Consider the following 20,637-nt stretch of genomic DNA (forward strand, 5'->3'; position numbering starts at 1 on the left):
CGCTCCGCTCGCGACGTCATTCCGCGAAGGGCAGTTCCGTCTGCCCTTCGGCGCGCATCCCGAACGTGTTGAGCGTCATCGCGACGAGCGCGTAATACCCCAGCAAGCCGACGAGATTCACGACGACCGTATGACCGAAGCGCGCAACGGCGGCGTCGTAGGTCGCATCGCTCACGCGCTTCGTGTCGTAGAGCTCGGTGGCGAAATCGAAGATGAGCTTGTCGTCGGCGTCGGCGAATGTCGGCGTGTTTCCGGTGCGCAGCGCTTCGGCGAGATCGGCGGGCAGGCCGGCGTCGAGCGCGATCGGATGATGGATGTGCCATTCCGCCTGCGAGCGCCAGCGCGCCGCGGTAACGAGAATCGCGAGCTCGGAAAGGCGCAGCGGCAGGCCGGTGTTGTAACGGCAAAACGCGCCGAGCTTCTGCGCGTTTTGCGCGAGTTCCGGACTGAAGATCCAGCCGAGGAACGGCCCGTTGAGATTGCCGCGCGGGCCGCTGAGGATGTCCTGCAAAACAGCCTTTTGTTCGTCGGACGCAGTGGCGATCTGGAAGTCGGGAAGTCGCTGGTTCATGATTCGCTCGATGTTCGTGATGTGTCGCTCGCCGGTCACGCCGCCTATGCGCCGATGACGCCGAGCGCGCCTTCGATCGCATCCGACAGCCGCTCGACGATCGTCTCGATCTGCGCGCTCGTCGTGATGAACGGCGGCGCGATGAGCACGTGGTCGCCGATGCGCCCGTCGACGGTGCCGCCCATCGGATACACCATGAGGCCGCGCTTCATCGCCTCGCTCTTGATGACCGCGTGCAGCTTGTGCTTAGGATCGAACGGCGCCTTGCTCGCGCGATCCCGCACCAGTTCGACGCCGGTGAAGAGCCCGCGCCCGCGTACATCGCCGATGAACGGATGATTCGCGTGCCGCTCGCGCAGCAATGCGCGCAGTTGCGTGCCGCGCGCTTGCACGTTGTCGAGCAGCTTGTCTTCGGCAATAACCTTCTGCACTTCGAGCGCCGCCGCGCACGCCGTCGCGTGACCGATATAGGTATGACCGTGCTGAAAGAACCCCGAACCGCCCACGATCGTATCGAAGATCTCGTTGCTGACGAGCGTCGCGCCGATCGGCTGATAGCCTGCGCCGAGACCCTTCGCGATCGCGAGAATGTCGGGCGACACGCCGTCTTCCTCGCACGCGAACAGGTAGCCCGTGCGCCCCATGCCCGACATCACTTCGTCGAGAATCAGCAGCACGCCGTACTTGTCGCAGACCGCGCGGATCTTGCGGAAGTATTCGCGCACCGGCGGCACCGCGCCCGCCGTCGCGCCGACGACCGTCTCCGCGACAAACGCCGCCACCGATTCCGCACCCAATTCGAGGATTTTCGCTTCGAGTTCGTCGGCGAGACGTTGCGCGAAGGCTTCGTCGGTTTCGCCGGCCTGCTGCTCGCGATACGCGAAGCAGGGCGAGACGTGATGCGCCTCGATCAGGATCGGCAGGAACGGCTCGCGACGCCAGGCGTTGCCGCCGATCGCGAGCGCGCCGAGCGTGTTGCCGTGATAGCTCTGCCGGCGCGCAATGAAGTGTCGTCGTTCGGGCTGACCTTTCTCGACGAAATACTGGCGCGCGAGCTTGAGCGCGGCTTCCATCGCTTCCGAGCCGCCGGACACGAAATACACGTGGCCGAGATGCTTCGGCGCGGCTTCGACGAGCAGGTCGGCAAGTTCTTCGGCAGGCTCCGTCGTGAAGAACGACGTGTGCGCGTAGGGCAACTGCTGCACCTGACGCTGGATGGCTTCGATCACGCGCGGATGGCTGTGCCCGAGACAGGAGACGGCCGCGCCGCCGCACGCGTCGATGTAGCGCTTGCCGGTCGAATCGACGATCTCGATGCCGTCGCCGCGCACGGCGACGGGAAGCCTGGCGCGTGGCGCGCGATGAAATACCGTGGACATGGTTCCCGCCTTCTGCCTTTGAGTGCGCATGCAACACGCGATGTATTATTCTAACTCGATAACAACATATGTTGTCAATGGCGCGTGTGGAGGCAACGCATTGTGTTGCGTCGATAGGGCGGGCCTCGGTTGCGCGAGCGTCGACCGGCTAGTTGGCCGCGTAGGCGCCTTGCGAGTGCAGCGCGGCTTCGGCTTGCTCCAGATTCGCGACGGCGTCCTTGCCTTCGAGCGCGAGCAACTGCGCGACGAGCATCTCGGCCAGCGCCGATGCCGCCACGAGCGACGGAAAGAACGAAGGCGATTCGTGCGAGAAGATCAGCGTGTGATCCGCGTTCAGCGCGATGGGCGAAACGGCGCTATCGGTCAGTGCGACGAGTTTCGCGCCGCGCTCGATCGCGGCCTGCGCGACGCGCACGGCTTCGATGGAATACGGCGCGAAGCTGACCACGACCACCGCGTGCTTTTTCTCGATGCCGCGCAACTGCATTTCGAGCGTGCCGGCTTCTCCGCTGACGAGACTCACCGACGGGCGGAACAGGCGATATCCGTAAAGCAAGCTGAACGCGACCGGATAGCACGACCGAAAACCCGCGACGTGAACGTGCGGCGCCTTCTTCAAGGTCTTCGCCGCTTCGACGACGCTCGCCGCGTTTTGCGCGAGCGTGAGCTCGAGATTGTGCGACTGCGCTTGCGCGAGATCGCGGCTCAGATGATTGTCGGCGCCCCCTTTCACGAGTGTCCGGGCGCGCGTCGTCAGCGCTTCGGGACGCGTGCGCACGCGGCTCACGAAGATTTCACGCAACTCGTTCCAGCCGGGGAAGCCGAGTTGCTGCGAAAGACGGACCATCGCGGCGGGCTGCACCTTGGCGCGCTCGGCGACCTTGCGCATCGAGAGGACCGCGACTTCATCGGGATAGTCGAGAAGAAATGCGGCGCCGGCCTGGAATTGCGGGCTCAGGTCGGGAAAGCGGTCGCGGATGATCGCGGCGAGTTGGTCGAAGGTGGGCACGGTCTGGATGCTTGAGAAGCGGACGCGCTATTTAAGCATGAGCCAGACCCGGAGCGGTGCGCGGTGGGAAAAGCAAAAAGCCGCTGTCCTTTTGGAACAGCGGCTTTTTGTTGAAGCTGGTGGCGAATCAGGGACTCGAACCCCGGACCTGCGGATTATGATTCCGTCGCTCTAACCGACTGAGCTAATTCGCCGAAAGAAGACGAGATTATGGCGAGCCATGAAACACCTGTCAACCCCTTCCACGCGATTTGTTAAAAGAACCGCGCGGAAGGTTGCCAGGTCTCATCAATCCTCGTGATAGACATTCGACTTGCGCGTGTCCTTCACGAACAGCATGCCGATCACGAAGGTGATGAGCGCAATCACGATCGGATACCACAAGCCTGAGTAGATATCGCCCCTCGCCGCGACGATCGCAAACGCCGTCGCCGGCAGGAAGCCGCCGAACCAGCCATTGCCGATGTGATACGGCAGCGACATCGACGTATAGCGGATCCGCGCCGGGAACATCTCGACCAGCATTGCCGCGATCGGTCCGTACACCATCGTCACGAAGATCACGAGGATCGTCAGGACCACGATCGCCATCGGCCAGTTGATCAGCGCCGGATCGGCCTTCGCCGGATAGCCCGCGCTCTTCAGCGTGCCGGCGAGCGTCTTGTCGAACGCCGCGCCTTGCGCCTTCGCATCGGCGGCCTTGCCGTCGTACGTGTTCACCACCGTCTCGCCGACCTTGATCTGCGCGAGCGTGCCCGCCGGCGCCGCCACGTTCTCATAGTTGAGACCGGCCTTCGACAGCGCGCTCTTCGCGATATCGCACGAACTCGTGAACTTCGACGTGCCCACCGGGTTGAACTGGAACGAGCACTCGTCCGGATTCGCGATCACGACGATCGGCGCCTTTTGCGTCGCGGCTTCGAGCGTCGGGTTCGTGTAGTGCGCGAGCGCCTTGAAGAGCGGGAAGAAGCTCAATGCCGCGATCAGGCAGCCCGCCATGATGATCGGCTTGCGCCCGATGCGATCCGACAGCGAACCGAAGAACACGAAGAACGGCGTGCCGATCAGAAGCGCCACCGCGACCATGATGTTCGCGCTGGTGCCATCGACCTTCAGCGTCTGCGTGAGGAAGAAGAGCGAATAGAACTGGCCCGTGTACCACACGACCGCCTGACCCGCGGTCAGGCCGAAGAGCGCGAGCAGCACGATCTTCAGGTTCTTCCACTCGCCGAACGCTTCCGTGAGCGGCGCCTTCGAGGTCTTGCCTTCGGCCTTGATACGCTCGAACACCGGCGACTCGTGCAGCTTCATCCGGATCCACACCGAGATTGCGAGCAGCAGGATCGACACGAGGAACGGAATGCGCCACGCCCACGCGCCGAACTGTTCTTCGCCGACGGCGGTGCGCACCGCGAGAATCACGATCAGCGAGATGAACAGACCGAGCGTCGCCGTGGTCTGGATCCACGCCGTCCACGCGCCGCGCTTGTTCGAAGGCGCGTGCTCCGCGACGTACGTCGCCGCGCCGCCGTACTCGCCGCCGAGCGCGAGGCCTTGCAACAGCCGCATCGCGATGAAGATCACCGGCGCCGCGATGCCGATCGACGCGTAACCCGGCAGGAAGCCGATCAGGAACGTCGACAGACCCATGATGACGATCGTGACGAGGAACGTGTACTTGCGTCCGACCATGTCGCCGAGCCGCCCGAACACGATCGCGCCGAACGGACGCACCGCGAAGCCCGCCGCGAAACCGAGCAACGTGAAGATGAAACCGGCTGTCGGATTGACGCCCGAGAAAAACGTCTTGCTGATATAGACGGCGAGCGAGCCCGCCAGATAGAAGTCGTACCACTCGAACACCGTGCCGAGCGACGAGGCGAAGATGACCTTCTTCTCCTCCGCCGTCATCGGTGCGTGGGACACGCGCCCCTCAACCGTAGCCATGTATCGTCTCCTGATTTGATTTTCGAATACGTCGGTCCGCGCCCACGCGGCTCCGGTGAGTGGATTATTGGAACGAAAACTTACGGCGTTCTGACGCGTCGCATGGAAGCCGGAGCGGCGCTCCAAACGGGGAATTGCGCGGAATGCGCGGGTATGTGAAGCGAACGATCGTTTAAGTTCTCTTAAACTCGTTCTATTCGCGCGTTGATTCCCATTCGGCGATGCTGACGCTCAGGGTTTGTCCCGGGCAGGAAAAACCCGCTGAAGGCTGACCCGAACAAGGGTTCCGGCGAGTCTCGGGCTCTCCTGATAGACGTGATCCTCGATGGCGAGGGTGCCGCCGTGCATCGCCGCGATCTCCTTGACGATGGCGAGCCCGAGGCCGCTGCCGTCGCCTTCGCGTCCGAGGATGCGATAGAAACGCTCGACCACGCGCTCGCGCTCCGCCGCGGGAATACCGAGGCCCGTGTCTTCCACTTCGAGATGCACGAGATCGAGATCGTCGTCGTCGGTCCGCACGCGCACGGTGATGCGCCCGCCGGCCGGCGTGTAGCGGATCGCGTTGTCGATCAGGTTCGACAGCATCTCGCGCAACATCACGACGTTGCCTTCCACTTCGACCGAAAACGGCGGCTCTTCATAACCGAGGTCCATGCGTTTCGCGAGCGCCGCCTGCACCCAGTCGCGCACGGCGAGCCGAGCGAGATCGGTCAGCACGATGCGCGTGAAGATCTGTCCTGTCGCGCGATTCTCGGCGCGCGCGAGCGCGAGCAATTGCGTGACGAGGCGCGCCGCGTGCTCGGAACTCATCGCGATCTGCTCGAGCGAGCGCTGTACTTCGGTCGATACGTCCTGCCGCATCGCCAGTTCCGCCTGCATGCGCAGGCCCGCGAGCGGCGTCTTCATCTGATGCGCGGCATCGGCGATGAAGCGCTTCTGGAACTCCATGTTCTGTTCGAGCCGTGTGAGCAGATCGTTGAACGACGCGACAAGCGGCGCGATTTCGGGCGGCGCGCTGCCCGCCTGGAGCGGCGAAAGGTCATCGGGGCGGCGCGCGCGGATGTTCGATTGCAACGCATGCAGCGGCGCGAGTCCGCGCGAAAGCCCGAACCACACGAGGATGATCGCGAGCGGCAGGATCACGAACTGCGGCAGGATCACGCCCTTGATGATGTCGTTGGCGAGTTGGCTGCGTTTGTCGAGCGTCTCGGCCACCTGCACGAGCACCGGCTGCGCGCTCTCCGGATTGCGTCCGGGCGCGAGGCCGGGCAGATCGACCGTGGTATACGCGACGCGGATGTCGTTGCCGCGCAGCACGTCGTCGCGAAATTCGACGATGCCCGGCTGCGGACGGTCGTCGTCGTGCGGCAGGGGCATGTCACGGTCGCCGCCGACGAGCTCTCCGCGCGTGCCGAGCACCTGGAAGAACACGCTATCGACGTTGTCGGCGCGCAGGAAATCGCGCGTCGCGTCGGGCAGACGCAACTCCGCGACGCCGTTGACCGGCTGAATCTGGCGCGCGAGCACGTAGGCATCGGCTTCGAGCGCGCGGTCGAACGGCCCGTTCGCGATCGACTTCGCGACGAGATACGTCACCGCGATGCTCATCGGCCAGAGCAGGAGAAGCGGCGCGAGCATCCAGTCGAGAATCTCGCCGAAGAGCGAGCGCGGATGCGTTTCGGCGTCGGGTTCGAGTTCGTCGGGCGGCGCGAACGGATTGGCGTAGCGCGCGTCGCGCCGGGCGTCGGAATCGTCGGCGCTCGCTGCTGCGTGGTTCTTCGACTCGGGCGACTCGGTGGAAGCGGACGACGCCATGCAGCCTACTTATAGTGATGGCTGGCCGCATCGCCGGCATGCTGCGGGCCGGTGCCATTCGTCGCGGCGACCGCTTTCTCCAGCGTGTAACCCAGACCGCGTACCGTGATGATCTTCGCGCCGCTCGGCTCGATCTTCTTGCGCAGCCGATGCACGTAGACCTCGATCGCGTTGTTGCTGACTTCCTCGCCCCATTCGCACAGATGGTTGACGAGCTGTTCCTTCGACACGAGCCGGCCGGTTCGCTGCAGCAGCACTTCGAGCACGCCGAGTTCGCGCGCGGACAGATCGATGACCTGATCGCCGATCGTCGCAATCCGCCCGACCTGATCGAAAGAAAGCGAGCCGTGCTTCACGACCGTCGGGCCGCCGCCCGCGCCGCGCCGCGTCAGCGCCCGCACGCGCGCTTCGAGCTCGTTGAGCGCGAAGGGCTTGGCCATATAGTCGTCCGCGCCGAGGTCGAGCCCTTTCACGCGTTCGTCGACGCTGTCGGCGGCGGTGAGGATCAGCACGGGCATCTGCGAGTTGCGCGCGCGCAGGCGGCGCAGCACCTCGAGACCCGGCATCAGCGGCAGGCCGAGGTCGAGGATCAGCAGGTCGAACGTCTGCAAGGAGAGAGCGGTGTCCGCCTCGACGCCATGCTTCACATGGTCGACGGCGTATCCCGATTGGCGGAGTGATCGGACGAGGCCGTCCGCGAGTATGCTGTCGTCTTCGGCAATGAGGATTCGCATCGTTGTGTGCGCCTTTATACGCCATGCATGCGCGATGAAGCGCATCGGCATTGCCGGCACCGTTTGTCGCCCGGCGCGGCGGTCTCCAGGTGTTCGTGGTTTTTGCGCGTGTCGCGCGGCGTGGAAAAAAAGCTGCGCCACGCCCGTGACATGCTTGCAAAAACTACTGTTTTTTTATACAGTGTCTGCGTGAGTGGCAAGCGCGGTTTCGTATGCTCGATCAAGCAGCGAAAAGCCCGTGAACACTGCCTCAGACGCCGTTCATCATAGCAAAGGACGATTCATGGAAGAAAGCAAGAAAGGCCCGGCTGGAATGACTGCGGAGAAGAGCAAGGCCTTGGCCGCCGCGCTCTCGCAGATCGAAAAGCAATTCGGCAAAGGGTCGATCATGCGGCTCGGCGCAGGTGAGGCGGTCGAAGACATTCAGGTGGTCTCCACCGGTTCGCTCGGACTGGACATCGCGCTCGGCGTCGGCGGTCTGCCGCGCGGCCGTGTCGTGGAAATCTACGGTCCGGAGTCGTCGGGCAAGACTACGCTCACGCTGCAGGTGATCGCAGAGATGCAGAAGCTCGGCGGCACGGCGGCGTTCATCGACGCGGAACACGCGCTCGACGTGCAGTACGCGGGCAAGCTCGGCGTGAACGTGCCGGAACTGCTGATTTCGCAGCCGGACACGGGCGAGCAGGCGCTCGAAATCGCGGATGCGCTGGTGCGCTCCGGCTCCATCGACATGATCGTCATCGACTCGGTCGCGGCGCTCGTGCCGAAGGCGGAAATCGAAGGCGAAATGGGCGACTCGCTGCCGGGTCTGCAAGCGCGTCTGATGTCGCAGGCGCTGCGCAAGCTCACCGGCACGATCAAGCGCACGAACTGCCTCGTCATCTTCATCAACCAGATCCGCATGAAGATCGGCGTGATGTTCGGCAACCCGGAAACCACCACGGGCGGCAACGCGCTCAAATTCTATTCGTCGGTGCGTCTGGATATCCGCCGTATCGGCTCGATCAAGAAGAACGACGAAGTCATCGGCAACGAAACGCGCGTGAAGGTCGTGAAGAACAAGGTGTCGCCGCCGTTCCGCGAAGCCATCTTCGACATTCTCTATGGCGAAGGCATTTCGCGTCAGGGTGAAATCATCGATCTGGGCGTGCAGGCCAAGCTGATCGACAAGGCGGGCGCCTGGTACAGCTACAACGGCGATCGCATCGGTCAAGGCAAGGACAACGCGCGTGAATTCCTGCGCGAGAATCCGGATATCGCACGCGAGATCGAGAACAAGATCCGCGAATCGCTGGGTGTGGCCGCGATGGGCGAGGCTGTCGTCGTGGGCGCCGAAACGGCCAGCGACGAGTAAGCCTCGGGCCTGAAGGACGATGCAGAAGCGCCGGTTCGGGTCCAAGGCAGACACGGCGGATGAAGGAACCGGTGACGATTCCGAATCCGTCGATCGCTACGAACGAAGCAGCGAGCGGCGCAGCGCGTCGTCGAGGACCAGCGGCCTCAAAGGCAGCAAAAAGGAACGCGCCGGCGCGAATTCACTCGCACCGGCGCGTCGCCTTTTTGAGCCTTCGAGAGAAGGTGACCGTGCCGCTAACGCAAGTGATCGAGCCGCCCGTCTCGAACAAGCCCGCGCATTGCTGAATCAGGCGACGGGGCAGCCGAAGCCGCCTTCCGTCGATAGCGCGCCGCAGACCGTCCCGCCCGCAGGCACGGACGCCGGTCTCGATTCGACGCCCTTCGCCAATCCATTCGAAGACGCCGATCCTTTCGAGCCCTTCGAACAATGCGCGCCTTCGGCGCAGGCGCCGGCCGAATCGGGCGAACCGGTCTATAGCCGCTCCAGCCAGCGCGCCCGCAAGACATCTGCAAGCGAAGTCAACAGTCCCTGGCGTCCGCAACGCTCGCTCAAGGGACGCGCACTCGCTTTCCTGTCCCGTCGCGAGTACAGCCGCGCGGAGCTGTCGCGCAAGCTGCGTCCGTATGTCGAGGAAGCCGATTCGCTCGAATCCCTGCTCGACAGTCTCGAGCGCGATGGCTGGCTGTCGAACGAGCGCTTCGTCGAGAGCGTCGTGCATCGGCGGGCGTCGCGCATGGGCGGCAGCCGGATCATCAGCGAACTGAAGCGCCACGCCGTCGGCGATGCGCTCATCGGCGAAACCGCCGACAAGCTCGCGCAGTCCGAAACCGCGCGCGCCCGGGCCGTGTGGGAAAAGAAGTACGGCGTTGCGCCCGAGACGCCAGCCGAGCGCGCCAAGCAGGCGCGTTTCCTCGCCGCGCGCGGTTTTTCGAGCGGCACGATCGGCAAGATCCTGAAAGGCGGTGACGAAGACTGGAGCGAAGAGATCGTCGACGATTGAGCGTCGAGCCGCTCGATCTGCACGCCCGTTCCTTTCGTCAGGCGCATGTCCGGCTCGAAATACCCAATATGCTAAAATTCCACGGTTTCCCCCGTACCGGCTCACTCCAGCATGCCTCTCTCGCCTCCCGCTCCCCGACATTTGCGCCATAGCCGCGCGATTCGGCTGGAAGCGTTCGAGCGCGACGACGGTCTGTGGGATATCGAAGCCTGTCTAACCGATGAGAAGCCGCGCGACTTTCAACTCGCGACGGGCGTCCGGCCTCACGGCCTGCCGATCCATGAACTCTGGCTGCGCATCACCATCGACCGCAAGCTCACCATCGTCGACGTCGAAGCGTCGTCCGACTGGTCGCCCTATGGCGCGCTGTGCGCCGAGTCCAATCCGGTCTATCGCGCGCTCATCGGCCTCAATCTGCTCCAGAATTTTCGCCGCGAAGCCAGCAAGCTGCTGCGAGGCGCGGCCGGCTGCACGCATCTCACCGAGTTGTGCGGCGTCTTGCCGACTGCGGCCATTCAGGCATTTGCCGGCGATGTCTGGAAGATCGAGGACGGCAATCCGTTCCGGCAAGCCGAAGCCGCGAATGCCGGCACGGCCCCGCACGACGAGCCGCCTTTTCAGCTGGGCCGTTGCCATGCGTTGCGTTTCGACGGACCCGCGGTCAAGGAGTATTACCCGCGCTGGTTCGGCTACGCGCCCGATGAACAATCCGACTCTGGAACAGCGGTACAAGACAGGCCGGAGACAAAGTCCGCCTCGTAGCGCGCAGGCAGCGCCTGCGTGCGCGCACGGAATTCAAATAAGAATCGAAGAATCAGCGGTTCAAGCAAACAGAAGTTCACTCCAACTCTCAGACTGAAGGAATCACGCATGAAGATTCACGAGTACCAGGGTAAGGAAATCCTGCGGAAATTCGGCGTCGCGGTCCCGCGCGGCAAACCCGTGTTCTCGGTGGATGATGCGGTCAAGGCCGCGGAAGAGCTGGGCGGCCCGGTTTGGGTCGTCAAGGCGCAGATTCACGCCGGCGGCCGCGGTAAGGGCGGCGGCGTGAAGGTCGCGAAGTCGATCGAGCAGGTCCGCGAATACGCGAACCAGATCCTCGGCATGCAGCTCGTCACGCACCAGACTGGCCCCGAAGGTCAGAAGGTCAATCGCCTGCTGATCGAAGAAGGCGCGGACATCAAGAAGGAACTGTACGTCGGCCTCGTGCTGGACCGCGTTTCGCAGAAGATCGTCGTGATGGCGTCGAGCGAAGGCGGCATGGACATCGAGGAAGTCGCGGAAAAGACGCCGGAACTGCTGCACAAGTTCGCCGTCGAGCCGTCGACCGGTCTGCAAGACAAGGACGCGGACGACCTCGCACGCAAGATCGGCATCCCGGACGCATCGATTCCGCAAGCGCGCGCGATCCTCCAGGGTCTGTACAAGGCGTTCTTCGAAACCGACGCATCGCTCGCTGAAATCAACCCGCTGATCGTGACCGGCGACGGCAAGGTGATCGCGCTCGACGCCAAGTTCAACTTCGATTCGAACGCGCTGTTCCGTCACCCGGAAATCGTCGCGTACCGCGATCTGGACGAAGAAGACCCGGCTGAAGTCGAAGCGTCGAAGTTCGACCTCGCGTACATCTCGCTCGACGGCAACATCGGCTGTCTGGTGAACGGCGCAGGCCTGGCGATGGCGACGATGGACACCATCAAGCTGTTCGGCGGCGAGCCGGCCAACTTCCTCGACGTCGGCGGCGGCGCGACCACCGAGAAGGTGACCGAAGCCTTCAAGCTGATGCTGAAGAACCCGAACCTGAAGGCGATCCTCGTGAACATCTTCGGCGGCATCATGCGTTGCGACGTGATCGCGGAAGGCGTGATCGCTGCGTCGAAGGCAGTGGACCTGAAGGTGCCGCTCGTCGTGCGCATGAAGGGCACGAACGAAGACCTCGGCAAGAAGATGCTCGCTGATTCGGGCCTGCCGATCATCTCGGCGGACAGCATGGAAGAAGCCGCGCGGAAGGTCGTCGCGGCGGCCGAAGGCAAGTAAGCGCGTTTCGCTTGTTGCCTTAAGAGAGCGTTCCACCAGATACGAATGGCGGCGCCTGGTTTTTTGCATGGCGACGCCAAACGAACAGAGGTCACTACATGTCGATTCTGATCAACAAAGACACGAAGGTCATCACGCAGGGCATTACCGGCAAGACCGGCCAGTTCCACACGCGCGCCTGCCGCGAATATGCGAACGGCCGTGAAGCGTACGTCGCGGGTGTGAACCCGAAGCGCGCCGGCGAAGACTTCGAAGGCATCCCCATCTACGCGTCCGTCAAGGAAGCGAAGGCCGAAACCGGCGCGACCGTTTCGGTCATCTACGTGCCGCCGGCGGGCGCAGCCGCAGCGATCTGGGAAGCCGTCGAAGCCGATCTCGATCTCGCGATCTGCATCACGGAAGGCATTCCGGTTCGCGACATGCTCGAAATCAAGGACCGCATGCGCCGCGAAAACCGCAAGACGCTGCTGCTCGGACCGAACTGCCCCGGTACGATCACGCCGGACGAGCTGAAGATCGGCATCATGCCGGGTCACATCCACAAGAAGGGCCGCATTGGCGTCGTGTCGCGTTCGGGCACGCTGACGTATGAAGCGGTCGGCCAATTGTCGGCGCTGGGCCTCGGCCAGTCGTCGGCGGTCGGTATCGGCGGCGATCCGATCAACGGTCTGAAGCACATCGACGTGATGAAGATGTTCAACGACGATCCCGACACGGACGCCGTCATCATGATCGGCGAAATCGGCGGTCCGGACGAAGCGAACGCCGCATACTGGATCAAGGACAACATGAAGAAGCCGGTCGTCGGCTTCATCGCGGGCGTGACGGCGCCTCCGGGCAAGCGCATGGGTCACGCTGGCGCGCTGATCTCGGGCGGCGCGGATACGGCTGACGCCAAGCTCGAAATCATGGACGCGTGCGGCATCAAGGTCACGAAGAACCCGTCGGAGATGGCCCGTCTGCTGAAGTCAGTGCTGTAAACGCATTCGGCAAACTAAGCGAGGGTTTGGTACTCTTACTGATTCCTTTCGTATAAGCCGATGAAAAGCGAGGGAGCATTGCTTCCTCGCTTTTTTTATTTCTGCCTCATGCTCGAATTTTTCTCGACGCTCCACTGGGGCGCGGTCGTTCAGATCATCGTGATCGACATCCTGCTCGGCGGCGACAACGCTGTCGTGATCGCGCTCGCCTGCCGCAATCTCCCCGATCTGCAGCGCACGCGCGGTATCGTGCTCGGCACGCTCGGCGCGATCATCCTGCGCGTGGTGCTGATCGCGTTCGCGGTGCTGCTGCTCGATGTCCCGTTTCTCAAGTTCCTGGGCGGCGTCCTGCTCCTGTGGATCGGCGTCAAGCTGATGCAGCCGGATCACGACGACCATCAGATCGACGCGTCGGACCGCCTGTGGGCTGCGGTCAAGACGATCATCGTCGCGGATGCCGTGATGAGCCTCGATAACGTGATCGCGATCGCGGGCGCGGCCGAAGCTGCCGATCCGCGGCACCGGCTCACGCTGGTGATCTTCGGCCTGATCGTGAGCATTCCGCTCATCGTCTGGGGCAGCACGCTGGTGTTGAGACTGCTGGACCGTTTTCCTGTCGTCGTGCTGTTAGGCGCGGGGCTGCTCGGATGGATTTCAGGCGGTCTCATCATCGACGACCCGTTCATCGACCGCTGGCCCGCGCTCAATACCGAACTCGTCGGATACGCGGCGCGCGCCGCGGGCGCGTTTTTTGTCGTCGCGGTGGGCTGGCTGCTCAAGCGGCGCGCGATCGCCGAAGGCAATCGCGCGGCGAGCTGAAGTTTCCTAGGCCGTTCGGCTGACTGTCGCCAGATCATCTCCCTCAATACGATCGAAGCGTCCTGTCCGCATCACGCGGAAGGGCGCTTTTCTGTCTTTTGGGAGCAACAATGACGACGATGGCTTGTAGTTTCGACGCGCCGTGCGAACGGCGCGCATGGTGGTTCGGGCGCGCGAAAGACGCACTGGCGCGCGGCTTCACGCTGATCGAACTGATGATCGTGCTCGCGATCGTCGGCGTGGTCGCGGCGTATGCGATACCCGCTTATCAGGACTATCTGGCCCGAAGCCGTGTGGGCGAGGGCATGACGCTCGCGGCGGGCGCGCGGCTCGCAGTGGCGGAGAACGCGGCGAACGGCGCGGATCTCGCGGGCGGCTTTGCGTCGCCGCCGGGCACGCGCAACGTCGAGTCCGTACACGTCGACAGCGACAATGGGCAGATCACGATCGCCTATACGACGCGCGTCGCGCCCGCCGGGTCGAACACGCTCGTGCTCGTGCCTTCGACACCCGACAACGCCGATGCGCCCACGGCGCGCATCGCGCTCAGCCGCGGTGCGGTGCAGGCGGGATCGGTGACATGGGAGTGCTTCGCGGGTGCGAAGACGGCGTCGTCGCTGCCCGCGCCGGGCGCCGGCCCGGTACCCGCGCAAGCGCCGACATTGCCGGCCAATCTGGCGCCGCCGGAGTGCCGCGCGTAAGCAGTGCGAGCGAGGGAGACGCGTGAGCCCGAGCGCGGCGGCAGGATTTACGACGCCGCCGCCCTTGCGCTCCGTCGTTTTTGCGCGAAAGGCAGCGATTTCGTAGCAATTCCGGCGGTTCGACGGACAGCGGGGACAAAGTTTTGTATAGTGCGCCGGTTGCCGACGTTCCCCGTACCTCATGCCTTCCCAATACGCGCGCTTTCTCTGCTTTGCCGTCCTCTGTCTTGCGTTGACGATTCCCTTCACGGTCGTCAACCATACCTATCCGATTCCGACCTTCTACGCCGAATACAGCGCGCTCGCACTTTATCTGGCGCTCGGTGCGACGGTTGCGCTCCTCGTGCGCGTATCCGAGCCGAAAGTGCCGTTCGCGTCGCCGGTCGTCGCATTGATGCCGCTCGCGTTCGGTGCGCTGCTCGTCGCGCAGACGGTGCTGTTGCCGGTCGCGCAGCCGTCGATGAACTGGCTCGGCGGCGCGTATTTGCTCGCGTCGTTCGTCGCAGTCCACACCGGCTTCGGCTTCGTGCGGGCAGGGCTCGCGGAGAAGGCGCTGCGGATCGGCGCGGCGGCGTTGATGGTCGGCGGGCTGTTCGCGGTCTTCTGCCAGATCGTGCAGTTGCTGCATCTCGAAGTGAAGTTCACGCCCTTCGTGGTCGCGTACAACGTGATGATCGAGCGACGTCCGTTCGGCAACATGGCGCAGGCGAATCACCTCGCGACCGTGATCGCGTTCGCGCTGGCGGCTGCGCTTTATTTCGTGCAGACGCGGCGGCTGCCGATCGTCCTGTGGCTGATCTTGTCGGCGGTGTACTCGCTCGGGCTCGCGTTGACCGTGTCGCGTGGACCGTGGCTGCAGACGGCGGTGATCGTGGTCGCAGGTTTCTGGATGGCTTTCGTCCTCGGGCGGCCGGTCGCGTCGGAAGGCATGGACGGTCCGGGCCGGCGCGATGCGCGCGCGTGGATCGTCCCGATTCTGCTCGCCATCGTCTTCTTCGCGGTGAACGCGGCCGTGCGCTGGGCGAACGTGCGCTTCGACTTCGGGCTCGCGCAATCGGCGGCGGAGCGCATGCAGGAAGCGAGTCAGATCGCGCCGCGCCTCGCGCTCTGGAAGTACGGCTGGACGATGTTCAAGACCCATCCGCTGCTGGGTGTCGGCTGGGGTGAGTTTCCGCGCTATCAGTTCGACCTCGTGCGCGACCTGGGCGGCGTCGAGATCGCGAACAACGCGCACGACATCTTCATCGACCTGCTCGCGAAAACGGGCGCGTTCGGCGTGGCGATTCTGGTCGCGGGCGTCGCGTTCTGGCTGATTCGCGTGCTGCGTGCGCCGCAGACGCCGGCGCGCATTTTTGCGCTGTCGCTGCTCGGCGTGCTGATGATGCATGCGCTCGTCGAATATCCGCAGCAGTACATGTTCTTCCTGATGCCGGCGATGCTCGTCATCGGACTTCTGGAGACGCGGCCTCTGCGTCTGGTCGCGCGCCCGCTGTCGTATGGCGTGTATGTCGTGCTCGTGTTCGGCGGGCTCGCTGCGTTGTACCCGACGCTGCGCGACTACAACCGCGCCGAGGTGCTTTATTACGGGGCGCGGCCGGCGGAGCAGTATCGCGATAATCCGTCGTTCCTGTTCACGGCGTGGGGCGAATACGGTGCGGCGACGCTGCTGCCGATCAACGCGCAGAACGTCGAAGAGAAGCTTGCGGCGCATCGGCAGGCGATCGCGCTGTTGCCGGGCGAAACCGTGTTGCGCCGATATGCGGTGCTCCAGGCGCTCGCCGGGCAGAAGGCGGAGGCGCTCGATACGATGGCGCGTCTGAAGATTTTCTCGACGCAATTGCACGACTGGCCGAAGCAGCTTCTGGCCGTCTACGATCTGACCGATGAAGCGGGCAAGCCGCTGGCGTCGTTCAAGGCGGATCTGGTGAAGCTGTACGGAGTACCGTTGCCGAATGAGGAGCCTTCGGCGGAGGACGATGAGGAGTGAGGAATTTGGCGTATGGGTCTGCCTTCAGGCGCTCAAGTTGTTCCAAGTAGGCCCTTGTTTTGAGAGATATGTTTGCAATTGCACCGACCGATCTCGACTGGTTTTATCAACTCAGAGCTGCGCCGACGGGACGTTTTGTCAATTTTTGGACGCCGACTCCTTGGCGCGTAAGAGGGCTGAGCGAGGGTGATCGACTGTATTTTCTGTTGAAGGCTCCGATACGAAAAATCGGCGGATACGGCATCTTCAGTCGCTATGTAGACATGACCGCCGCCGAAGCGTGGGAGACGTATGGGCTGGGGAATGGTGTCGACAGTCAGGCGAACCTGGTCGCGAAGATTCAGGCGTTTGCGCAGAAGCGATCGAACGACTTTGTGGCGGCATCTAATCCTTTGATCGGATGTATTGAATTAGAAGATCCTGTGATGCTGGACGATGATCGCTGCTTCGATCCCGAATCGGTTGGTCATCCATTCCCCCGGCAGATCGTCAAGCTCAAGTATTTTCACGAGCACGACAATCTCATGCTGCAACTGAGAGAACGTTCAATAACGAACGCGTTTGAGATGGTGACGGGCGCTGCGAGTCGCAAACCCGCGCTACGTAAGGATCGGAAAGGGCAGTCTGCGTTTCGTCAACGAATACTGCGCAACTATGATCATCGCTGTAGTGTCTATGGCGAGTCCGTTGTCGAGTTGTTGGAAGCCGCGCACATTCAGCCGTACATCAATGAAAATAGCAACCACGCCCAAAACGGCCTCTGCCTTCGCGTGGATTTGCACAGGCTCTTTGATGAGGGTTTGCTTGCAATTTCGGATGAACTCACTCTGATGGTGAGTTCGCAGTTAGCGGGCACCTCCTATGAAGCGCTGGAAGGGAAAAAGCTTAAACTTCCGGCAGATCCGGCGGCGCGCCCGTCGACTGAAGCACTGGCATTCCATCGAAAGAGCTTCCGATAGCGTGTTTTGGCCCCGGGTCTGACTGCTATCGAAGTCACATGAAAATCGGATTGCGATGCGGCGTGGCTGAGCGCTACGTCTGCGCCACCCAATCCCCCGACTTCCCCCCATGCTTCTCCATGACCTTCACATTCGTGATCGTCATCCCCCGATCCACCGCCTTGCACATGTCGTAGATCGTCAGCAAGCCGACCTGCACGGCGGTCAGCGCTTCCATCTCCACGCCCGTGCGCCCGACCGTCTCCACGCGCACTTCGCAATGCACGCCGGGCAGCGTTTCATCGATCATGAAATCCACCGCAACGCGCGTCAGCGCCAGCGGATGACACAGCGGAATCAGATCCGCCGTGCGCTTCGCTCCCTGAATCGCGGCGATGCGCGCCACGCCGAGCACATCGCCTTTTTTCGCGCGGCCTTCGCGGATCAGTGCCAAGGTGGGTGCGAGCATCGCGATCGAGCCGCGTGCAACGGCGACACGACGCGTTTCGCTTTTCGCGCCGACATCGACCATGTGGGCCTCGCCGGCGGCATCGAAATGGGTGAGTCCGGACATCGCATCTCCTTCGAATGGGCGCCTATCATACCAGCGTGAAATCGCGCGATTTTCCGTGGAAAACGTCGCGGTCCGGTGCAACGCACCGCCGACCCGAGACGCGCCCCGCGCGACACTTGATACGATAAGCTCGTTTTGGTTTCCGGGCCGATCGAGCCGACTATCGGCGCTGCGCCCGTTTCGCGCCATGCTTTTGACACGTCCGAGCCGCGTGCTCGCCTCGCTGCTATGCGTCGCTCTCGCCATGCCGCCCGCGGCGCTGGCGCAGACGGGCTCGCCTTCCGCGAGCCCGACCGGCACGCTCGCGGCCTCGCAACTGCGTTCATCGCAGGAAAACAGCGCGGGCGACGTGCCGCCCAATGTCGCGGAAGGCGTGTTCGGTGTCTATGGCGGCGCCGAAAGCCGCTTCGCGAATCGTCCCGGCACCATGTCGGGCCTGCGCGCGCCGCTGTCGTCGGTGCAGCTTCCGGATCTCGGCGACGGCTCCGGCGGCTCGCTCACGCCGCAGGCCGAGCGCAAGGTCGGCGAACGGATGATGCGCGAAGTGCGCGCCGACCCCGACTATCTCGACGACTGGCTGCTGCGTGATTACCTCGATTCCATCGCGTCCAAACTTTCCGCCGCGGCAGCCACGCAGTATCTCGGCGGCTATCGGCCGGATTTCGACCTTTTCGCGGTGCGCGATGCGCAGATCAACGCGTTTTCGATGCCGGGCGGCTTCATCGGCGTGAATACGGGCTTGATCGCCGCGACGCAAACGGAGTCGGAACTGGCGTCGGTGATCGGCCACGAAATGGGTCACGTGCTTCAGCGGCACATCGCGCGGATGCTCGGCACGCAGGAAAAGAGCACGTACGCCGCGCTCGCCGCGATGGTCGCCGGCATGCTCGCGGGCCTGCTCGCGCACAGCGGCGACCTGGGCATGGGCATCGCGATGGGCGGCCAGGCATTCGCCGTCGACAATCAACTGCGCTTCTCGCGCGCGGCCGAGCACGAGGCGGATCGCGTCGGGTTCCAGATGCTCACCGCCGCCGGTTACGATCCCTACGCGATGGCCGCGTTCTTCGAGCGCCTTGACCGCTCGTCGATGGCCGACAACGGCGTGCCGCCCTACGTACGCACGCATCCGCTCACGATCGATCGCATCGCCGACATGGAAGGCCGCGCGCGGCGCGTGCCGTACAGACAGCCGCGTCAAGCGGGCGAATACGCTTTCGTGCGCGCCCGCGCGCGCGTGCTGCAAGTGAATTATGCGAGCGATTATCGGGAGGTCGCGAGCCGGCTCAAATCGGAGATCGAAGATCAGACGGCGCTCAATCCGGCGTCGAACTGGTATGGAATCGCGCTCGCGCAATCGCTGATGGGCAACTACGATGCCGCCAGCGACGCGCTCGCCAAAGCGCGCAAGCTGTTCGAGGGCGAGGAGGCGAGTGCGGCGGCGGCATCGGCGCAAGTGCAACAGCAGGATCGCGCCGCGCCGCCGAAGCAGACGGTCGCGAGCGCGCCGCCTGTGCCTTCACGCGACAAGGGCGCCGGACCATCGTTGCGCAACGCGGATGCTTCGATGGTCGCGACGCCGCTCAACAACGCGCGCGCGACCCTGAGCCTCGGCCACGCGCCGCAGCCCGATACGACGACGGCCCAGCCGCCTCACCCGGGCAGCGACATCGCGCTGCCGCCGGTTCACGTCGAAGCCCGGTCGACGCCGGCTTCGAAACCTCAGCCCGCGCCGCCGACGCTGCGCAGCACGCCGAGCCTCGACGTGCTCGCAGCCGACATCGCCCGCCGCGCGGGCCGCAACGACGACGCGATCCGACTCGCGGACATCGCGCAGAAGCGCTGGCCGGAGTCGCACGCGGCCATCGACGTGCATCTGCAGACGCTGCTTTCCGCTCGCCGCTTCGCCGAAGCGCAGACGCTCGCGCGCCGCGAAACACGCGCCGAGCCGACGCGGCCCGACTGGTGGCTCTATCTCGCGCAGGCGAGCGCGGGTCTCAACGATCCGCTGCAGCAACATCAGGCGATGGCCGAGAAGTTCGCGCTGGACGGCGCGTGGCCGTCCGCGATCCGGCAACTGAAGGAAGCGCGCGACGTGAAGACCGCGAGTTTCTACGATCTTTCGACGATTTCCGCGCGCCTGCGCGATTTCGAGACGCGCTACAAGGAAGAGCGCGAGATGGAGAAGAACAGCTAGCTCAGTCCTTCTTCGCGGCGGCGCGCGCGGCGGGGCTCGCGACGAAGCCGAAGCGCGTCGCGATATCGGCGCGCGCGACCGGTTGCACGGACAGGTCGACGCCGTCGCGCCAATGGAACACGCCGCGCCTGCCTGCATCGTCGAGCGACGCGTGATTCGCGAACAGTTCGAGATCGTGATCGTGCAGGGCCGCCACGCGCGCGGGCGATGCGGCATCGGATGCATCGGAAAAGAGGATGCCGCCCTCGTCGTCGATCCACGCCTGCACAGGCTCGAACGCCGCGCCCGCCTGATCGGTCAGGCGCAACACGCCGTCTATCGCATGGAGGCGCACGATCCAGGGCGTGTACCCCAACTCCACATACACGCGCTGCGGGCCGTTCTGGAAAAACCATTGGCCTTCGGCGTCGCGTTCGTAGTTGCGGTTGATGAAGCCGAGCAGCGCCTCGTGGCGGATCGGCGTGCCGAGCTCGCCGGCGGCTTGCGCGGCGTCATCGCGCATGCGCCATTGACCGCGCCGGTCGAGCAGCAGCCAGCCGGTGCAATGCGGAACGTTGGGCCATTTGGCGAGCGCCTGTTTGACGATTTCATCCAT

18 protein-coding genes and 1 tRNA gene are annotated in these 20,637 nt (G+C 63.9%); 10 read left to right on the forward strand and 9 right to left on the reverse strand.

Annotated elements, in window-relative coordinates; genetic code table 11:
• Positions 1-16: 16 nt before the first annotated feature.
• The 7 genes from U4Y90_RS24640 to U4Y90_RS24670 form a co-directional block, all read right to left on the reverse strand.
• Complete coding sequence (locus U4Y90_RS24640; protein ID WP_321798452.1) at positions 17-571, reverse strand: carboxymuconolactone decarboxylase family protein; 555 nt, start codon at positions 569-571, stop codon at positions 17-19.
• 44 nt (positions 572-615) lie between these two features.
• Positions 616-1,950, reverse strand: coding sequence for an aspartate aminotransferase family protein (locus tag U4Y90_RS24645; protein ID WP_321798453.1), 1,335 nt, complete (start codon positions 1,948-1,950; stop codon positions 616-618).
• A gap of 148 nt (positions 1,951-2,098) precedes the next feature.
• Complete coding sequence (locus U4Y90_RS24650) at positions 2,099-2,959, reverse strand: MurR/RpiR family transcriptional regulator (RefSeq protein WP_321798454.1); 861 nt, start codon at positions 2,957-2,959, stop codon at positions 2,099-2,101.
• Between the two features lie 117 nt (positions 2,960-3,076).
• Positions 3,077-3,153: transfer RNA gene (locus U4Y90_RS24655), tRNA-Met, on the reverse strand.
• Between the two features lie 94 nt (positions 3,154-3,247).
• The gene (locus U4Y90_RS24660) at positions 3,248-4,906 is read right to left on the reverse strand and encodes an MFS transporter (RefSeq protein WP_321798455.1); all 1,659 of its coding nucleotides are present in this window, start codon (positions 4,904-4,906) and stop codon (positions 3,248-3,250) included.
• Between the two features lie 231 nt (positions 4,907-5,137).
• Entirely contained in the window at positions 5,138-6,721 is a 1,584-nt protein-coding gene (locus U4Y90_RS24665; RefSeq protein ID WP_321798457.1) for a sensor histidine kinase, read from the reverse strand.
• Between the two features lie 5 nt (positions 6,722-6,726).
• Positions 6,727-7,455: a response regulator transcription factor gene (locus U4Y90_RS24670; protein ID WP_321798459.1), complete on the reverse strand. Its 729-nt coding sequence runs from the start codon at positions 7,453-7,455 to the stop codon at positions 6,727-6,729.
• A 283-nt stretch (positions 7,456-7,738) separates the two neighbouring features.
• Here U4Y90_RS24670 and recA point away from each other — a divergent pair, with 283 nt between their 5' ends.
• The 9 genes from recA (at position 7,739) to U4Y90_RS24715 (ending at position 17,295) form a co-directional block, all read left to right on the forward strand.
• Positions 7,739-8,809 (forward strand): recombinase RecA, encoded by a 1,071-nt coding sequence (recA, locus tag U4Y90_RS24675; RefSeq protein ID WP_321798460.1) that lies wholly within the window; start codon positions 7,739-7,741, stop codon positions 8,807-8,809.
• A gap of 19 nt (positions 8,810-8,828) precedes the next feature.
• Positions 8,829-9,812 (forward strand): recombination regulator RecX, encoded by a 984-nt coding sequence (gene recX, locus U4Y90_RS24680; RefSeq protein WP_321798462.1) that lies wholly within the window; start codon positions 8,829-8,831, stop codon positions 9,810-9,812.
• Between the two features lie 111 nt (positions 9,813-9,923).
• Positions 9,924-10,574 (forward strand): DUF2889 domain-containing protein, encoded by a 651-nt coding sequence (locus U4Y90_RS24685; protein ID WP_321798464.1) that lies wholly within the window; start codon positions 9,924-9,926, stop codon positions 10,572-10,574.
• Between the two features lie 93 nt (positions 10,575-10,667).
• Positions 10,668-11,849, forward strand: coding sequence for an ADP-forming succinate--CoA ligase subunit beta (sucC, locus tag U4Y90_RS24690; RefSeq protein ID WP_321798512.1), 1,182 nt, complete (start codon positions 10,668-10,670; stop codon positions 11,847-11,849).
• A gap of 98 nt (positions 11,850-11,947) precedes the next feature.
• Complete coding sequence (sucD, locus tag U4Y90_RS24695) at positions 11,948-12,829, forward strand: succinate--CoA ligase subunit alpha (RefSeq protein ID WP_321798466.1); 882 nt, start codon at positions 11,948-11,950, stop codon at positions 12,827-12,829.
• A 108-nt stretch (positions 12,830-12,937) separates the two neighbouring features.
• A complete protein-coding gene (locus U4Y90_RS24700; protein ID WP_321798513.1) occupies positions 12,938-13,648 on the forward strand; it encodes a TerC family protein in 711 nt (236 codons plus the stop codon).
• Between the two features lie 110 nt (positions 13,649-13,758).
• Entirely contained in the window at positions 13,759-14,349 is a 591-nt protein-coding gene (locus U4Y90_RS24705; RefSeq protein ID WP_321798468.1) for a pilin, read from the forward strand.
• 181 nt (positions 14,350-14,530) lie between these two features.
• Entirely contained in the window at positions 14,531-16,336 is a 1,806-nt protein-coding gene (locus U4Y90_RS24710) for a PglL family O-oligosaccharyltransferase (protein ID WP_321798469.1), read from the forward strand.
• A gap of 68 nt (positions 16,337-16,404) precedes the next feature.
• A complete protein-coding gene (locus U4Y90_RS24715; RefSeq protein WP_321798470.1) occupies positions 16,405-17,295 on the forward strand; it encodes an HNH endonuclease in 891 nt (296 codons plus the stop codon).
• Positions 17,296-17,368: 73 nt separating this feature from the next.
• Here the strand turns inward: U4Y90_RS24715 and moaC are convergent, their stop codons facing one another.
• Positions 17,369-17,848: a cyclic pyranopterin monophosphate synthase MoaC gene (moaC, locus tag U4Y90_RS24720; RefSeq protein ID WP_321798472.1), complete on the reverse strand. Its 480-nt coding sequence runs from the start codon at positions 17,846-17,848 to the stop codon at positions 17,369-17,371.
• Positions 17,849-18,035: 187 nt separating this feature from the next.
• On the opposite strand from moaC, the gene U4Y90_RS24725 reads away from it, so the two are divergent.
• Positions 18,036-20,042, forward strand: coding sequence for a M48 family metalloprotease (locus U4Y90_RS24725; protein ID WP_321798474.1), 2,007 nt, complete (start codon positions 18,036-18,038; stop codon positions 20,040-20,042).
• Position 20,043: 1 nt separating this feature from the next.
• On the opposite strand, the gene U4Y90_RS24730 is transcribed toward U4Y90_RS24725, so the two are convergent.
• On the reverse strand, positions 20,044-20,637 hold the full coding sequence (locus U4Y90_RS24730; RefSeq protein WP_321798475.1) for a DUF2946 family protein: 594 nt from the start codon (positions 20,635-20,637) through the stop codon (positions 20,044-20,046).

Source organism: Caballeronia sp. J97 (genome assembly GCF_905220305.1).
GTDB lineage: Bacteria > Pseudomonadota > Gammaproteobacteria > Burkholderiales > Burkholderiaceae > Caballeronia.

Bases quoted from the DNA above. Each gene is read 5' to 3' on its own strand.
- U4Y90_RS24710 (WP_321798469.1), top strand. From the start codon at position 14,531: ATGCCTTCCCAATACGCGCGCTTTCTCTGCTTTGCCGTCCTCTGTCTT.
- U4Y90_RS24725 (WP_321798474.1), top strand. From the start codon at position 18,036: ATGCTTTTGACACGTCCGAGCCGCGTGCTCGCCTCGCTGCTATGCGTC.
- U4Y90_RS24685 (WP_321798464.1), top strand. From the start codon at position 9,924: ATGCCTCTCTCGCCTCCCGCTCCCCGACATTTGCGCCATAGCCGCGCG.
- U4Y90_RS24665 (WP_321798457.1), bottom strand. From the start codon at position 6,721: ATGGCGTCGTCCGCTTCCACCGAGTCGCCCGAGTCGAAGAACCACGCA.
- U4Y90_RS24670 (WP_321798459.1), bottom strand. From the start codon at position 7,455: ATGCGAATCCTCATTGCCGAAGACGACAGCATACTCGCGGACGGCCTC.
- U4Y90_RS24640 (WP_321798452.1), bottom strand. From the start codon at position 571: ATGAACCAGCGACTTCCCGACTTCCAGATCGCCACTGCGTCCGACGAA.
- U4Y90_RS24730 (WP_321798475.1), bottom strand. From the start codon at position 20,637: ATGGATGAAATCGTCAAACAGGCGCTCGCCAAATGGCCCAACGTTCCG.
- U4Y90_RS24705 (WP_321798468.1), top strand. From the start codon at position 13,759: ATGACGACGATGGCTTGTAGTTTCGACGCGCCGTGCGAACGGCGCGCA.
- recX (WP_321798462.1), top strand. From the start codon at position 8,829: ATGCAGAAGCGCCGGTTCGGGTCCAAGGCAGACACGGCGGATGAAGGA.
- U4Y90_RS24660 (WP_321798455.1), bottom strand. From the start codon at position 4,906: ATGGCTACGGTTGAGGGGCGCGTGTCCCACGCACCGATGACGGCGGAG.
- U4Y90_RS24715 (WP_321798470.1), top strand. From the start codon at position 16,405: ATGTTTGCAATTGCACCGACCGATCTCGACTGGTTTTATCAACTCAGA.
- U4Y90_RS24700 (WP_321798513.1), top strand. From the start codon at position 12,938: ATGCTCGAATTTTTCTCGACGCTCCACTGGGGCGCGGTCGTTCAGATC.
- moaC (WP_321798472.1), bottom strand. From the start codon at position 17,848: ATGTCCGGACTCACCCATTTCGATGCCGCCGGCGAGGCCCACATGGTC.
- sucD (WP_321798466.1), top strand. From the start codon at position 11,948: ATGTCGATTCTGATCAACAAAGACACGAAGGTCATCACGCAGGGCATT.
- U4Y90_RS24645 (WP_321798453.1), bottom strand. From the start codon at position 1,950: ATGTCCACGGTATTTCATCGCGCGCCACGCGCCAGGCTTCCCGTCGCC.
- recA (WP_321798460.1), top strand. From the start codon at position 7,739: ATGGAAGAAAGCAAGAAAGGCCCGGCTGGAATGACTGCGGAGAAGAGC.